General features: G+C 60.5%; 10 protein-coding genes. 7 read left to right on the top strand and 3 right to left on the bottom strand.

Annotated elements, in window-relative coordinates:
- The first annotated feature begins 47 nt into the window (after window positions 1-47).
- From QA637_RS07100 to QA637_RS07075, 6 genes are all read left to right on the top strand, one after another.
- Complete coding sequence (locus QA637_RS07100) at window positions 48-5591, top strand: DUF3320 domain-containing protein (protein WP_283064474.1); 5544 nt, start codon at window positions 48-50, stop codon at window positions 5589-5591.
- 373 nt (window positions 5592-5964) lie between these two features.
- Window positions 5965-6183 (top strand): hypothetical protein, encoded by a 219-nt coding sequence (locus QA637_RS07095; protein WP_283064472.1) that lies wholly within the window; start codon window positions 5965-5967, stop codon window positions 6181-6183.
- Between the two features lie 973 nt (window positions 6184-7156).
- Window positions 7157-7783, top strand: a complete 627-nt coding sequence (locus QA637_RS07090; RefSeq protein ID WP_283064471.1) for a hypothetical protein — start codon at window positions 7157-7159, stop codon at window positions 7781-7783.
- A gap of 122 nt (window positions 7784-7905) precedes the next feature.
- The gene (locus QA637_RS07085; RefSeq protein WP_283064470.1) at window positions 7906-9657 is read left to right on the top strand and encodes an AAA family ATPase; all 1752 of its coding nucleotides are present in this window, start codon (window positions 7906-7908) and stop codon (window positions 9655-9657) included.
- A 55-nt stretch (window positions 9658-9712) separates the two neighbouring features.
- Window positions 9713-9955 carry a hypothetical protein gene (locus QA637_RS07080; protein ID WP_283064469.1) on the top strand — a complete coding sequence of 81 codons (243 nt, stop codon included), beginning with the start codon at window positions 9713-9715 and terminating at the stop codon, window positions 9953-9955.
- Window positions 9956-10475: 520 nt separating this feature from the next.
- Window positions 10476-11879 (top strand): hypothetical protein, encoded by a 1404-nt coding sequence (locus QA637_RS07075; protein ID WP_283064468.1) that lies wholly within the window; start codon window positions 10476-10478, stop codon window positions 11877-11879.
- On the opposite strand, the gene QA637_RS07070 is transcribed toward QA637_RS07075, so the two are convergent.
- The 3 genes from QA637_RS07070 to QA637_RS07060 form a co-directional block, all read right to left on the bottom strand.
- Window positions 11845-12174 (bottom strand): hypothetical protein, encoded by a 330-nt coding sequence (locus QA637_RS07070; RefSeq protein WP_283064467.1) that lies wholly within the window; start codon window positions 12172-12174, stop codon window positions 11845-11847. The two genes, QA637_RS07075 and QA637_RS07070, sit on opposite strands and share 35 nt — an antisense overlap.
- 563 nt (window positions 12175-12737) lie before the next feature.
- The gene (locus QA637_RS07065) at window positions 12738-13835 is read right to left on the bottom strand and encodes an SH3 domain-containing protein (RefSeq protein WP_283064465.1); all 1098 of its coding nucleotides are present in this window, start codon (window positions 13833-13835) and stop codon (window positions 12738-12740) included.
- Window positions 13836-13977: 142 nt separating this feature from the next.
- On the bottom strand, window positions 13978-14205 hold the full coding sequence (locus QA637_RS07060; protein ID WP_283064463.1) for an excalibur calcium-binding domain-containing protein: 228 nt from the start codon (window positions 14203-14205) through the stop codon (window positions 13978-13980).
- 421 nt (window positions 14206-14626) lie between these two features.
- Between QA637_RS07060 and QA637_RS07055 the strand changes: the two genes are divergently transcribed.
- Window positions 14627-15559 carry a hypothetical protein gene (locus QA637_RS07055; protein ID WP_283064461.1) on the top strand — a complete coding sequence of 311 codons (933 nt, stop codon included), beginning with the start codon at window positions 14627-14629 and terminating at the stop codon, window positions 15557-15559.
- Window positions 15560-15585 lie beyond the last annotated feature (26 nt).

Genomic DNA, 15585 nt, shown 5'->3' with positions numbered 1-15585 from the left:
ACCGCCTTGCTCCTTTGTGCAAGATCCGCCTGGAAGGGGAGACGCGCATGAACCATGTGTCTGCAGCTCAAGCCGAGCCAGTCGAGCAATCCATATTTGAAACCGATCTTTCGGTCGAAGCCAAGATTGAGCGAGCCCGCATGGAGCTTCTGGATCTTGGAGCGCGGAACCGCCTGCTGAACGTTCCACGCTTCTCGAAGAGCGCGAGGACGGTCGACATCGTCGATGAGAAGTCGTCGGAGGTCTTCCGAATCCTCGTTTCCGAAGGCAGGGCGATGACGTTCCTGGCCGGCGCGAAGGGCAGGGACTCCAACGATGGCCAGGAGGATGAATCCTTGGCAGAGCTGGCGCTCCCGGACGATGACGAGAGGGACGAGGGTGGGCGTCTCGTCCGGCACGGCGACACCAAACTTCAGACCCGCATGACGCCCAACGGGCTGCAGAAGCGGCTCCTCGACCTTTATTTCGACGCCCGGACGCTCGAGGAAGAGCAGGGGGTCAACATCCTGTATCTGGGCTTCGGTACCTTGAAGTGGGTCGACCCCAACAATGCCGAGAATGTCCGCTACGCGCCGTTGATCCTCGTGCCCGTGAGGCTGGAGCGTGGCAGCGCAGCGGAACGTTTCAGACTACGCGCGCGGCCGGAAGAATTCGCGTCGAACCTTTCTCTGGAAGCGTTTCTGGATAGGATACACAAGATCCGGATGCCGGCGTTCGAGGCGTCGGATGACTTCTCGTTCGAGGAATACGCCGCCGGTGTGGCGGAAGCCATCAGCATCAAGCCGACGTGGTCGGTGCAGCCCGACGACATGGTTCTCGGGTTCTTCTCGTTTGCCAAGTTCCTGATGTATCGGGATCTGGATCCGTCTCTCTGGCCGGCGGACAAGAAGTTTACCGACCGCCCCTTGATTACTTCGCTCGTTTCCGATGGCTTCGCGAGGACGGAGGAAATGCTGGCGGAGGACGCGAATATCGATCGCCACATTTCGCCTCGCGAGATGACGCACATCGTCGACGCGGACAGTTCGCAGACGCTGGCGATCCACGAAGCTCGCAGGGGCCGAAATCTCGTTATCCAGGGACCGCCGGGAACTGGCAAGTCCCAGACGATCGCCAATATCATCGCCTCGGCCGTCGCCGATGGAAAGACAGTCCTTTTCGTCGCGGAAAAGATGGCCGCTCTCGAGGTCGTCAAGCGCCGTCTCGATCAGGCAGGCGTCGGGGACGCGTGCCTCGAACTTCATAGCAACAAGGCCAACAAGCGCGCCCTCCTCGCCGAACTGCAGCACGTCTGGGATCTCGGCGCTCCGAAAGGAGAGTCCGGCGATGCGCTCGATCGTCGGCTCACCGAGGCGCGTGACGGTCTGAATGCGCATCCCGTCCGGATGCACACAGTCTATCAGCCTTACGCGCTGACGCCGTTCCAGGTAACCGGCCATCTTTCGCGACTAAGGCGGCAAGGCCTTCCGCCTTCGGACATCGAGCTTGCGAACGCGACGACCTGGACGCCGGAAGCCCGCGACCGGATTGTGATGCTCCTGTCGGAACTGGCGGAGCGCATCAGGGACATTGGTCTCCCGATCGATCATCCGTGGTATGGCGTTGGTCTCACGGGCATCACGCCGCTCGATCTGGAGCGTCTGACAGGCCGCCTGAGAACAGCGGGCTTCGAGCTTTCGCAGCTCGTTGCGGATATGCAGGCTGTTAGCGCCCGCCTCGAGCGGGAAAGACCGGTTTCCATCACCTCGTTCAAGAAGGACATGGAGCTTGCCGATCGCATTGCATCATGCCCCGAAGGCGTCGCGCCTCAGGCACTGGCGGACCCGATCTGGGATACGGAGCAGTCGGCGGTCGCCAAGGCAGTGAAGGATGGAGCGGAGTTCTCACGCCTGAGAGGAGATGTAGACGCCTTGTTCCAGGACAAGGCCTGGACCACGGACCCGTCGCCCATTGCCGCGCAGTTCGCCCGGCTGCCCAAGGAGTTCCCCGCGGCCGGCTTCGCCACTCTCTCTCAGCTCGACGCAGCGCTGCCCCGCTTCCTGAACGCCGCGAGCGCTCTGCGTGGCCTGCTCGGGGTCAACGCCTCTCCCACGCTTGCCTCGATCGACCGGCTGATCGTCATCGGCGAGCGGGTGGCCGAAGCGCCCGACGCCAGTCCGGACGCGTTCGTTGCTGCAATATGGGAACGTGGGCTCGACCAGGCGGGCGACCTTGCCGAAGCAGTGGCGACGTTCAGACAGGTTCAATCGGAGTTGTCCGGAAGGATCTCCGATCAGGCGTGGGACATCGACCTGACGGGTGCCCGTACGGCTGTCGCGATCCATGGTGAGAAGCTCTTCAAGTTCCTGAGCGGCGACTGGCGGAAGGCCAAGGCATTGCTGAAGACGGTAATGCCCGAGACGCCGCCGGCAGAGACGATCCGCATTCTCGACCTGCTTCAGAAGGGCAAGCAGGCCCGCGCCATCATCAAGGAAGGCGATGCTCTCGGGCGCTCCGCGTTCGGAGCCGACTGGCGCGGCGAACGCTCTGATCCAAAGCCGCTGGAAAACCTCGTTCTGTGGATGCGGAGCCTGCGCGGTGTCGGAACGGAGGCAAGGCTGATCGCAAGCCGGCTGAGCGACAAGGCTGCCGTCGCCGCCCGATGCGAGCAGGTGCATACGCTGCTGCAGGAGGTGCGTGGTCTGCTGCTATCAGCCTGGACGGACCTCGGCGAAGAAGCGCCGAAACTCTTCGCCGACGCGCCCGGCGCAGAAAGCGTGGTCCTCACCGACGCTGCCAAGCTCTTCCATGAAGTTGCCGAGGCAGACCGGGCGTTCCGCGATTTTTCGCGGTCGCCACAGTGCGAAGCATCGGTCCGACTGCAGGCATTGAAGCTGCTGTCGGACGCCCAGGCGCTGAAAGTGTCGATCGACGCGTTCGAAGTCGCCGGACAGGCGGCCTTCGCCGGGCAATGGATGGGGACTGAGTCCAACTGGCCGACGCTGGCGGCGGTCGCCGAATGGGTCTCCGAGAATGGCGACATCAGGCATCTCGCGTCGCGAATCGAGGACCGCGCCGCCACGGCCGAGGCAGCGCACAGGGCGTCTGACGCGGGCGACGCCCTGGCCATAGCGATCGGCGACGTTCTCGATTTCCTGAAGGCGGATCGGGAGATCGTCCTCCGAGCGGAGAGCGCCAACGATGCTCCCCTCGATCTGCTGAGGGCGAAGATCGACAAATGGATCGAGAATGACGAACAGCTTTCAAAATGGGCCGCCTACAAGGGTCGGGCGCAGGACGCGACTGAAGCCGGCGTCGGCCTGGTGGTCGAACGGCTCGACGACGGCCGAGTTCAGGCCGACGGTGTCGTTTCGTACTTCGATATGGCCTTCTACGAGGCGATCCTGAGGGATCAGCACCGGCAGGATCCGGAACTCGTTCGCTTCGATGGCGAAGTGCATAGCCGGCTCGTGAGCGAATTCGCCACTCTGGACCGAAGCCGCATGGCGCTTTCGCGGCTGGAGGTGGTGCGTGCGCATCACAAGAACATTCCGGCGGTGTTGGGCATCGGCCCGGTCGGCGTCCTCCGCGGCGAAATGGCTCGCCGCAAGGGACACATGCCCATCCGTCAGCTCATGCAGAAGGCGTCTCCCGCCATTCAGGCCTTGAAGCCCGTATTTATGATGAGTCCGCTCTCGATCGCGCAGTTCCTGCCCCCAGGCCAGCTTGAATTCGACCTCCTTGTCATGGACGAGGCCAGTCAGATCCAGCCGGTCGACGCTCTCGGCGCCGTGGCGCGTGCGAGGCAGGTCGTGGTCGTGGGAGACGAACGGCAGTTGCCGCCGACCCGCTTCTTCGCGAAGATGACGTCCGGAGGATCGGAGGACGATGACGAGCAGGACGGCGCACAGGTCTCCGACATCGAAAGCATTCTTGGCCTCTTCGCGGCGCGAGGGCTGCCGCAGAGGATGCTGCGGTGGCATTATCGCAGCCGTCACCAGTCGCTGATCGCGGTCTCCAACTCCCAATTCTATGACAGCAAGCTGTTCATAGTTCCATCTCCGTATACGCAGGAGGCAGGGATGGGGCTTCGCTTCCATCACGTGCCCGGTGGCGTGTTCGAGGACGGCATGAACAAGACGGAGGCCAAGGTGGTCGCGGAGGCGATCATCCGTCACGCGATCGAGCACCCGCACCTCTCGCTGGGCGTCGCCGCTTTCTCGATCAAGCAGCGCAGGGAGATCCAGGATCAGTTGGAACTTCTGCGGCGACTGAATCCGCAGACCGAAGAATTCTTCCACGCCCACCCGCACGAGCCCTTCTTCGTCAAGAACCTGGAAAACGTCCAGGGGGACGAACGCGACGTCATCCTCATATCGGTTGCCTACGCGAAAAATGCACAGGGCTTCATGGGAATGCGGTTTGGTCCCCTGGGCGCCGAGGGCGGCGAGCGCCGGCTGAACGTTCTGATCAGCCGCGCGAAGAGACGCTGCGAAGTCTACTCGTCCATCACGGATGAGGACGTCGATCTCGAGCGTGGCAAGGGCAAGGGCGTCTTCGCGTTCAAGCTCTTCCTGCACTATGCCCGGACAGGCCGCCTTTCGATGAGCCAGCGGGCTGATCGTCAGATGGACAGCGTGTTCGAGGAGCAGGTGATGGCCGCCCTCCAGGATCGTGGCTACCAGGTCCATCCTCAGGTAGGGATCGCCGGCTTTTTCATCGATCTCGCGGTAGCTCATGAGGAAGTGCCTGGCCGTTACCTGATCGGTATCGAGTGCGACGGCGCTGCGTATCACGACTCCCGTTCCGCCCGCGACCGAGACCGGCTGCGTCAGGCGGTCCTCGAAGATCACGGCTGGACGCTTCATCGCATCTGGAGCACCGACTGGTTCCAACGGCCGAAGGCTGAACTCGAACGCCTTGTTGCGGCGATCGAACGGGCCAAGGCAGACGCCGTCGCCAATCCGTCCGGGTATCAAGGGGCTTCGCGCGCGGTCCCGGTCGAGGTCGTCACCATCGAGCGGGCTGACGCCACGGAAATCGGACTTCAAGCCGCCTCCGAGGCGGCGTCTGCGAACCTTTATGAGGAAGCGACCCTTCGACCCAACATAACGAGCGAACTCCACGAAGCGCCGATTGGCGTCATCGTTTCCCTGGTGAAGCAGACGGTCGAAGCGGAGGGGCCGATCCATAAGGACGAGATCGTCACCCGCATTCGGACGGCCTGGGGATTGCAACGGGCCGGGAACCGAATCGACGCCCACGTCGGTTCGGCGATAGACATCGCTCATAGGGCGGGAGAAATCATCCGGAAGGAGGGTTTCCTCGTCTGGCCCGAGGCGCCCATCGTGCTTCGCGATCGCAGCGGTGTAACGTCCCTGAGCCTGCGAAGGATCGAGATGATCCCGCCGATGGAAATCGATCAAGGACTCAAAGAGATTATCGCTGCAAGCATGGGAGCGACCGCAGAGCAGGCCGTTAACGCTGTCGCGCGAGGCCTGGGGTTCAAGTCGACCAGCTCGCAGTTGCGGGATGCCATCCTCGCCCGAATTGAGGCCCTGAAACTGGAGGGTGGGCTCGTAGAGGAAAACGCCATGCTCAGGGTGGGCTAGGTAGCCGGGAAGCGTTTGAGACGACGGACGAGCAAGAAGCGACGGTCGGAGGCCGATCAACTTCATTTTCGGCACCAGTGGATCCGGCAAGACGATTTCGCGAATCAAATTAGCGACTGACGCGATTGTTAAAAGCCTTCATCGCCGTTGCGACAGGCCTGGCATCCCACCGTGTTGGAAAGATCGGAGCCGATGCGGCCCGCAAGACCCGTTGCGCTGTTTGCTGATTGCAGGCCGCGCAGGCATCATGCTCTTGTTCGCGAGTCGGATTTTCAATGCAGCACAACGTGGTCCTCCGGCACCAGTCGAGGCTCGGTTCCGCTGACTGGTCAACTCAAGAGCATTTCGGTATTGTTCTGGCAGAGGATCTCGTATGGCTAGACCCGGTTACATCGACGCTGCCGACGATATGCTGATCGACTTCGATCGGCTCGATCGAAAGAACAAGGGCAAGATCACGCCATCCGTCGAAGATTCGATTATGCGAATGGCCCAGATGGAGCTTTCGAGCGAATGGATAGCAGAGCAACTGGAGCTGCAGCAGAGTGAGGTATCACTTGTGATACAGAGCCAAGCTTACAAGCTTAGGTAGTCTGCTGCGCGTCGGAGATGTGGGGTCGGTTCGCCATCGTCTGTTTCAAACTCGAGGTGCCCTCGCCGAGTGGCGCGGCTCTCGACGAGCAGCACCGTTCCTAGGCGGCATTTCACGCTTGGGTCTACTGTTGATGCCACGAACTTCTTCAGGTCTGCAACGAACCACAATCCCTCTGGGTTATCTGGAACCAGCCGGTGGTAGATTTCGTTCCTGAGCTGCCATGAGATGCCGTCGATCTTTTGAAGGCAGTCCAGAATCTTTCCCAAACGTTCTGCCAGCTTGCTACGTCTGGTAAAAATCCTGCTCGCGCCCACACGTAACTACCGGTGTCGACTGCGGTGACGCCTAACCGTTTGAGGCCAAGCTGCCGGGCGAGACGGTAGCTGTTCCGCGCCAAAATCGTCCCGATACCCTGACCCTGATAGCCGTCCTCTATTTTGAGGTGGTCTTGGTGTATCTGTTCGGCGAGGAATTCGACGGACCTCTGAGCAAAATATACCTGATCGGATCCCCAGTGGCCCTGCAGTCCGACCGAGGCTATCTCTCTTCGCACATCCACTGACGACAATTGGTACGCGTGCGCGCAACCGACCTCTTGCGTCAGGGTATAACATACGTCTTTGGGTTTCATCTGAGCCCCGACGTGAAATCTTTGGAACCAACACGCTATTTCAACGTCGGTGACAGGGCAGTTGATCTCTATGCCCTGGCGGAATAATTCTCGTCGAATTCTGTCGCTCATCGGCTCTCAACCCGCTGTCGCTTGGCCGGCATAGCGAGGAAGACTCACGAAGGGTTAAACGCGAAGTCGAATCTGATGACTTTGAAATTATCCAGGTAGGCGCCTTGACGCCCTGCTTCGTGTTCCTTATTTGTTCCTCCATGTTCAGAAGCCGTCGACAACCGCAACAACGCTGAATCCTTCGCCGCAACAGCGGCGGCGTCTCAGAGTCTGTTGTGGAGAAAGTCGATGAATCCTTCGCCTGCGAACAGCCGCGCCCACCGCCAGGCCGCGCATCCTGCTCTTCTGAAATTCCGTCCTCACGGCACCGTCAGGTGCTCCGACGACCTTCCCGCCTTTCGCAACCAGCTCGCCCGCGACCTCGGCTGCCTCTTGGACGTCGACGAAGCCGTGGCCGCCTGGTGCTGCCGTCCCAGTGGCATGGATCGGGTTCTCCTCGACACCGGCTGGAAGGGAAGCCGCCCCGACTTCCTTGTCACCTATGCCGACGGGCAGCAGTTCTACCTCCACGCTACCGAGGGACCTGGCGATCCGGAAGTGACCGAAGCCGCCGCCTGCCGAGGGATGCGGCATCGCTTCGTGGAAGCCGCCGACATACGGGCCGGACCCCGTCTCCAGAACGCACAAGACCTTCTTCGCTACGCCCATGTCCGCGCGCCGCTTGGCGACCGCATGAGGATCCTCGCCGCGCTCGAGCAGGAGGGCTTCGCGAGCGTCGCCGACTGCATGGGCCTATTCCGGGAAGCCAATCCTATGGCCGGGCTCGCCTCTCTCATCCTCAATCGCTTTGTCGCCATCGACCTCGACGTGGAGCTGATCGCCCCACACACCGAAGTCCGACTGTTCAGGAACTAGATGTCATGCGTAGAACCCACGACATAGAGAGTAAATCCACCGTCCTCGCCCGCGTCGCCTGCGCGCTCGCCCTGCGGAAGTCGCTGCGGCGGCACGTCCCAATCTATCGTGGCGATCCGTTCGTGCTTGCGCTCATCGTTCCCGAAGAGACCAGAAAGGATTTTGAACGCGCGTTTCTCGATCTGAAAATGAAGGAGCCGGCTCTGTCCAGAGTGGACGCTGGCTTCACTGCGACCAGCAGCAGAGGGAAAGTTGACTTTTCCGACGTGCGGGCGGCGCTACGCGTCCACGACCGCGTCGTTGTCTTCCTCGATAGCGAAGTGAACATCCCCAGCTTCCTGGTAGCCGCGGCCGACAAGATCGAACCCGTCCATGCGTTCGACGCCGCAATTCTTCTCGACGCGGTGAAGGAGGTCCACGAAGTAGCCATGGATCCGGCCGACGCCGCAAGGATGATGGCCTACCCGATAACCGACGTCCTGTCGGCCCTGCGTCGCGGCCGGAGCCATGCGGAGGCTCTGCGACGTCTTAAGACCGCTCGCGACAGTGGCCGGGACAACGGGGTTCCGCTCTTGGAGTCTCTTTCCGGGTACGGTCAGGCCGCGGACTGGGCGCGGAGCCTCCTGGCCGATATCGATCTCTGGAGGGAGGGCAGACTGCCATGGAGCGACTTGGATGCGGGCTTGCTTCTAAGCGGACCGCCGGGAACCGGGAAGACCCTCTTTGCGCGCTCGCTGGCGCGGAGCTGTGACGCCTCCTTTGTAGCCTCGTCCATTGCCCAGTGGCAGTCGGCCGGCCATCTCGGAGATATGCTCAAGGCCATGCGGGCCACCTTCAAGGAAGCAGCCGACCGGGCGCCTTGCATCCTCCTGCTGGACGAGTTCGACAGCGTGGGCGACCGGACCCGCTTCACTGGACATAACGCACAGTACTGCACGGAGGTAGTGGCAGCGCTTCTCGAATGCCTGGACGGCGCCTTCCGGAGAGAAGGCGTGATCGTCGTCGGCGCCTGCAACCACCCCGATCGCATCGACGCCGCGCTCCTAAGGCCCGGCCGGCTGGGCAGGCACTTTGCGCTGTCGCTTCCCGACACGGCGGCAAGAAAAGGAATTCTTGCCACACACATCGGAGAGTGCCTGCGGAAGAAGGATCTCGACGAGATCGCTGCGGCGACGCTCGGATTTTCGGGAGCCGACCTGGCGCAGCTCGTGAAGGATGGCCGCCGCAAGGCGAGGATGAAGTCTCGGACGGTCACGGTGGACGACATCCTGTCCTCCCTGCCGCCAGCCACTCCCATCGACGGAAAGCTACGTGATCGCATCTGCATCCACGAAGCCGGCCACGCCGCCGCCGTGATCGCACTCGACGTCGGACGACTGATGGGCGTCGCCGTGATGGACAGCTTCCGCGATGGCATCGGTATCGGAGGCGGCGCTCACTTTGACCGGGAAGCGCGCCTTCAGACCGCCGAGTATTTTCGGAACAGCTTGGTGGTTCAGCTAGCGGGCATGGCGGCCGAGGCCGTGCTCTTCGGGGACCATCTCGAAGGATCCGGGGGCCGGAACGGTTCCGACCTGCAGAGGGCGGCGGACATTGCCACGACCATGGTCGCGCAGCTTGGCATGGGCGGGATTACGAATTTTATGGCCGCCGAAACTATCGAAGATCTCGACAGGATTCGCCGCACTGTTCCGAGCGTAAATCAGCGGGTCGAGAAGTTGCTAGCCGACGCTTTTGAAAGGGCGAAAGAGCTGGTGAAAAAGAACGAGGAGTTCATCTGCGAACTGGCCGTCGTCCTCAACTGGGAAGGTGGCGTCGACGGTGATCGGGCGACGTCTATGTTCGACGCGATGGAAAAGTCCGATGCCGAATGAGTGGACCGAAGAACTGAAGCGTATGCGAGCGTCTCCGACCGCTCAGAAGTCCAGCATGTTTCGGACGTTCATCGCGAAGGAGTGCGGGCCTCCCTTGATGGTGCGCGACGCCCGGTCAAAGCTCTATCTGCTTACGACCGGCGCGCTAGCGGGCAATCCCCGATTGATCGCGGTGGACGACGCCCAAACCATCCTGATGTCTCTCGCGGACCTGGAATGGGTGCTCATGGATCTGGCTCCTGCCACGTTCGTCGAGAGCCTCCGGGAGTCGCCACGGCGCCGGGTAAAGAACCGTTGAATCCTCGGCTGGTACAAACAGAGCATTAACGCTTACGATCTTTCGCAGCCAAGGTGTCGTCGACGGAAACCGGGCAGCACCTCAGTTTCTAGCGCAGGGGAAAGTCCGATGCCGCTTGATTGGAATCGGAGTTGATCGGCCGCCCGAAGAAGCCGTCGGTCCCATTCGAGGAATCCTGCGACCACGGCCGATGGGCCGGAAAGCGTCGAGGAAGCGCGAGCGAGGGCCTTCCTGATTTCCCTCTCGGCCCTAAACGGGAAGCCTTCGATGATCGCGATCGATGGCAGCGTAGTCGTCGTGATGGCAGTCGATCTTGCCGACCTTCTGTGCGTATCCCCAGCATTCCATCGTTCGACGAGGAGCCGCGTCAACCTTCCGAGCAACCCAGACGAATCGCGCGCAATCGATAGATCATCGAGAGAGTTCGTTAAGGGTGACTCGATCCGGACGCCGCCGCTAACCCGTCCTTTACGCCGGAGCGCGTAAGGCAGCGTTCTCGTCCCGAGGACGGAAGCCTTGAATGTGGGATTTCATGACAGAGACAGTGACCGTCGAGCAACTTTATCAAAAGGCACAGGATAATCCGTACGCCGAATACCTATCCGAAGCTTTGAGGTGCTTCAACGCGGAGGCATATCGCGCCTGCATCATCATGACGTCCAACGCGGTCTTCCGCAGCCTGCGAGATTACATCGAAGATCTGGCAAGGTTAGACGTATACGACGCCGAGCAGGTTGTGTCCGCAATCAACGATGCTGAAAAATCTGGAAAAACCTTCGAAGGCGCCCTCCTGACAAAGCTTAAAGAAGGCAAGGTCATCCTTCCAGACGATCAAGTCGCTCTGCGTGAAATCCTCGATAAGCGCAACACCGCGGCTCATCCAAATGGCTACACCGGCAATCGCGACGACGCCCATGCCGTATTCAAGAAGGCGGTCAACCACTTCCTGAGCGAGAGGCCCGCGCTGCCGAAATTTGCGCTCCAAAAGCTGATGAACGATCTCCGGAGCGAGCGGTTCTTCGCTGGCAAAATGGTCGACGATGTTGCACGCACCGCGGCAGACGCTATGCGTGCTATTCACCCGACGACTTACAACTGGTTCATCAGCGAGCTCCATAAGGTCATAGTCGCTGATCGGGGGCACGAAGATTCGAACGCCGTTATGTTCCTGAGCGGTCTCGCGAGTTTGAATCTGGAAGGCGTGAACGAACGCATCCAACACGTCTTCTTCAACAAGCGACAAGGCTTCGATGTTGTTTCGGACGCCTTCTTGATCGAGCTATGCTACGTCTGGCCCAGGTTTCTATCCATAACGGATGGCGAGGACCGAAGACGCCTGGATGACATGTTTGCGCGCTTTTGCGAGCAGTTCAACGAACTGCCGGACCGCGACATCGTTCGTAGCCCGCTCGCGTTAATCACGGCGTTGGAAAACGAACTTGGAGGGCAGCAGGCATCGGCGACTTATCCCAAGACGGTCACAACCATCCTTGGACGGTTCTGCCATAGTCCGGACATGGGCTTCCTAGCGTCAACCGGCCTGCGTAGCCGGTATCTGAAAGCGATCTTGGATCTACTACGTTCAAAAGATTCGCTTGCCGAAGAGCGTGTGGTGAAATTGTTGCAGTCGTCAGACCGCGTCTTAGCCCGTTCTCTTTCCCGGCATGACATCGAACAAATATTCAAGGCGTTAATCGATCCGGCACGGCGGGGCGACGCCGTTAAAATGCGAAAGGCGGGCTTCTCAGACATACCGCACCTTCGGGATGTGCTGTCCAGCCCAACGGCGCCTGTTTCGCAGAATGCCGATTGGAGGAGGCCGGGAACTTATCTGAAGCTCGTGGGAGAGAATCTGGTCCTCTCCCACGTCCGACAGGATGGGCAGAACATCACCTTAGAAGACGTCCCGGCGCCGGCGTCATAAGCTCGTCCAGTTCCTCCTCCGTGGAGACGCACTCTTCAAAGTCACTATCGCGAAGCACACGCATCATCGCGTTGAATTCTTCTGTCGTGAATCCCAACGTGACGATGTCTTTCAAGGTAAAGATGGCGACGCCCGATTCAGCGATCGTTTTCTCGGCTACCCAGGTGTCGCCGAGCATGCTGTCGTGCATCATGAATCTGCTGTTGAACCGATCGTCGACGTCTTCAACGCGGTTGCCGTGGTCGTCGAGCCAGTAAAGGACTTCAATCGAGCTCTCTCTTCTTCTCCTGCGCATAGGGGCACCTCCTGTCTCCAAGAGGATGCTGGCCGGCGGTGCAAGGAAGAAGCGCTGCAAAGATTGCGTGCCGATAGCCCGTGTTAGAAGGGACGACGACCCTTGGTGGTCTAGCGTAGTCACGGATGCCAACGTGCTGGTTGGCAGGCGATCCAGCCCATCCCGAAGGCGTTCGTGCAGATGATGTGATTGACGAGTGGACGGCTCTCTCCTTGAAACCGCTTCGAGTGATAGAAGGGGATCTTGAGCCCATTGTTGCGGAGGTGGCTCTCCAATTCCTGACTGATGCGTGCGCGTCGGTACGAAGATCGTCGCCTTGCGGCTCGCAAGCATTGCGAGCCGCAGCGCTTGGCGATTTCCTGGTGACGACCTCCGGGCGCCGCGCTCCACCTGATCAGCGCGACGGCGTCCTCGACGCCGAGAGAGGAGAGGATTCGCTTCTGCATCGCCTGCCCAGCAGTGGCGGTGAAGGCAAGGATTGGTGCGAACCAAGGCCGGCGCGGACCTCACTCAGGCGTCCGTATTCGGGCCGGAAGTCACGGCCCCTCCGGAACGTCCATGGGTCACTCACAGCACACCTTCCGGACATAGGTATTGCCGTAGGTGACGAACGCATCCTCCGGAACAGCTCCACGTGACTTCAGCATTTTCATCATATCGGCGGCAATCTCGAGGCTATATGTGTCCTTTAGCGTGACGGCGAACCAGCCGTTCGAGACGAGATAGGCGGCAAGCGGAAGCGACGACGCGCGAACAAAAGCCTCGGCGTCCGTGTAATCGTCGAAGCTCCTGATTTGGACGTGCCTGTCTTCGAACGCACCTCCGTCGTACTCCCTGACCGAAATCTGGGTTTCGTGCAGAAAACCGCTGGTTCCGGCCTGCCTGACTTCAAACCACCTGTCTACACTGGCAAGGATATCTACAGCCGCGCCGTTCCTGAGGGTTGCCACGGTATTTGATTTGTTGTCTGGCCTCGACCTCAGGGCAGCTTGACCCTTCGGGTGGCGTACCAAGCCCGACCGCGCTGCCGGTACGACGAAGCGCCCGCTCGCCTGCATAGGGCTGCTCGACAATGGTGGTGTCGTAGGCGGTGGCTCGGTGACAGCGGGCTTTGCCGCCAGCCCTGCGGATAAGGAGCTGTCGGTCGTCACCCGGAATTGCGCCATTTCGCTCAGAGAGAGGTAGCGCATGTCGGCGCTGTCATACTGCAGCGCCAACTGTAGCAACGCAGGGTCAGCCCCCATCTCCGAGATGTAGGCCATTATGTCGGCGGTGAGACGTTGAATGTGCGACACGGCGTCGTCGACCGAAATACCCCGCGTATCGCTGAACGACGATCTATGGACGCCGATCGACCCCGGTTGGGCGAAGCGCTGCACGCCACCCAGGAAGGCCAGTGCACAGGCAGACGAGCATTCTGAGCCACGCGACTGAATGGTGGGGAGCCCCTCCGAGCGGATCAATCGGCCCAGTTCCATGGCTTTGAGCACGTTGCCTCCGGGGGAATTGAAGACAACCGCGACGGCCTTGTGAGCCCTGACCACAGCCACGAAGGCACCCAGATCCTCTTCATAGGCAAAGTCACCCGTCACGGTGACGAATGGATGACCGCCTTCGGTAGTGTCCGGAATGAAGCGCAGGCCCGCGTGGGCAAACGACAAGGCGGCTCCGCCCAAGAGAAACCCCATTGCGCTAAGAACAGTCCGTATCATTTGCCCCACCCGCCGCTCGCAAAGATACCGATACACTCGATAGCTGTCGAATACCAACGTTTGATTGCAATGCGTTCTACCGGGTATACGATCATTCGCAGGCGACGCCGTCGCCGTCTCGATCGAGCTTGCGACGGTATCCCGGCTCACCGGCATGTATAGGTGCTGCACCTGCCGCGCGCGCCGCGGCGCAGTTTTGAAAGTAGACTTCACCGTCTCCGGACGCGGTCTGGCTGTCGCTGTTCGTCTGAGCCATCGCGGGCGGATTGCCGGGGAGAATCCAGAAGAGGGTGGCCGTGGCAAACAGATACTTTTTCATTCCAGGTTTCCTTGTCCAAGCAACGCGCAAAATACCTTCGGTCCGAGCTTTGCGCGGTTCGACACAAGATTTAGACAATCTGCGACTGACCGTATATTCGACCAGATGGCTTAGCTCTCTAGGGTGGCGCCTCAAGGGATCGTTGATGGCGACCGTCAGCGCAGTCGTTGCGATCTCACCGCTTCGACTGCCACCCTTCCGAGCTACTGTCCTAGCCTGATCGTGCGACTTCCGCTAATGCGGGCGTCCCACTACGATCAGCGCGGGAGATTGCGGGGAGGGAGTATGCGTATCGTCACGACACGTCTGCGGCAGAGACGTTCTATCCTTTTCTTCCCAAGGTTGCGGCCTCTAATCCAGACTGCTTGATTCGCCGGATTGGATTCCACGGAGTAATTGCCTTCTCAAGGAAAGGGAGGAAATGCGGGAAATCGCCGATTGCTGTAATGATATTGGCCGCTATCTCGCTTCTGTCGAGGAGCGCGATATCGACCTGCTCCTCATGGAGGAATTTCACATAAGCGACGACTTTGTCTCGTGGTTCTGCAGCCGAGTCGGACTAGGCCACGTCCGCCCCGGAGGGGCATGGCACAGCGTCTCGGACGCAGATGGCGAGACGGATCTTCTTTTGCGTGTCCATCTGGACGGAAAGAGGGTTGGCATTCTCATCGAGAACAAGATCAGGGCGCCCGAACAGCACCAGCAGGCCGAGCGGCACCACATCCGCGGCATGCGTTCGCGGGAAGCAGGAAGGTTCGACGAGTACCTGACCGTGGTGTGCGCCCCCAGACGATATCTCGAGGGGGTCTCCGCCGCGAGCGCCTATGACCGCCACGTCGAGTATGAAGCGATAGCCGACTGGTTTTCGAAGCTCGACGGTCGTCGCGCAGCCTGGCGGCACCACATTATGGCGGAGGCGATAAAGCAGGGCCGCCGACGGAACGCCATGAACGTTAGCGCGACGAAGACGGAATTCCACCTTGGATACTGGGAGCATTTGAGACACCGACACCCTCGCCTCCAAATGAACAAGCCCGGCGACAAGGGGCGGAAATCGGATTGGGTCGTCATCAAGGCGCATGCGTTCCCGAAAGGCGTCAAACTGACCCACAAGTTCGACCAGAGCATGATGGAGCTGGGATTCGAACGCAGAACAGTAGAGGACATCCTGCACGTAAGGCCGGAATGGCCGGACGATATCCGGGTTGTCCAGAAGAGCGGAACCGCATCGCTGGCCATCCGCGTCCGTGAAATAGAGATGGCGGCAGGCATATCCGCACAGGTCGATGCCATCGAAGAGGTCCTGCAGGCAGCCTATCGACTCATCGAGTACGCGCGCCTGCTTGACAACTAACCTACAGCAGGTGGCGTGGCCCCAAG

This window comes from Sinorhizobium terangae, from assembly GCF_029714365.1.
Classification (GTDB): domain Bacteria; phylum Pseudomonadota; class Alphaproteobacteria; order Rhizobiales; family Rhizobiaceae; genus Sinorhizobium; species Sinorhizobium terangae.
The sequence above is the reverse complement of the archived record's forward strand: the minus strand, read 5'-3'. Positions and strand labels throughout refer to the sequence as shown.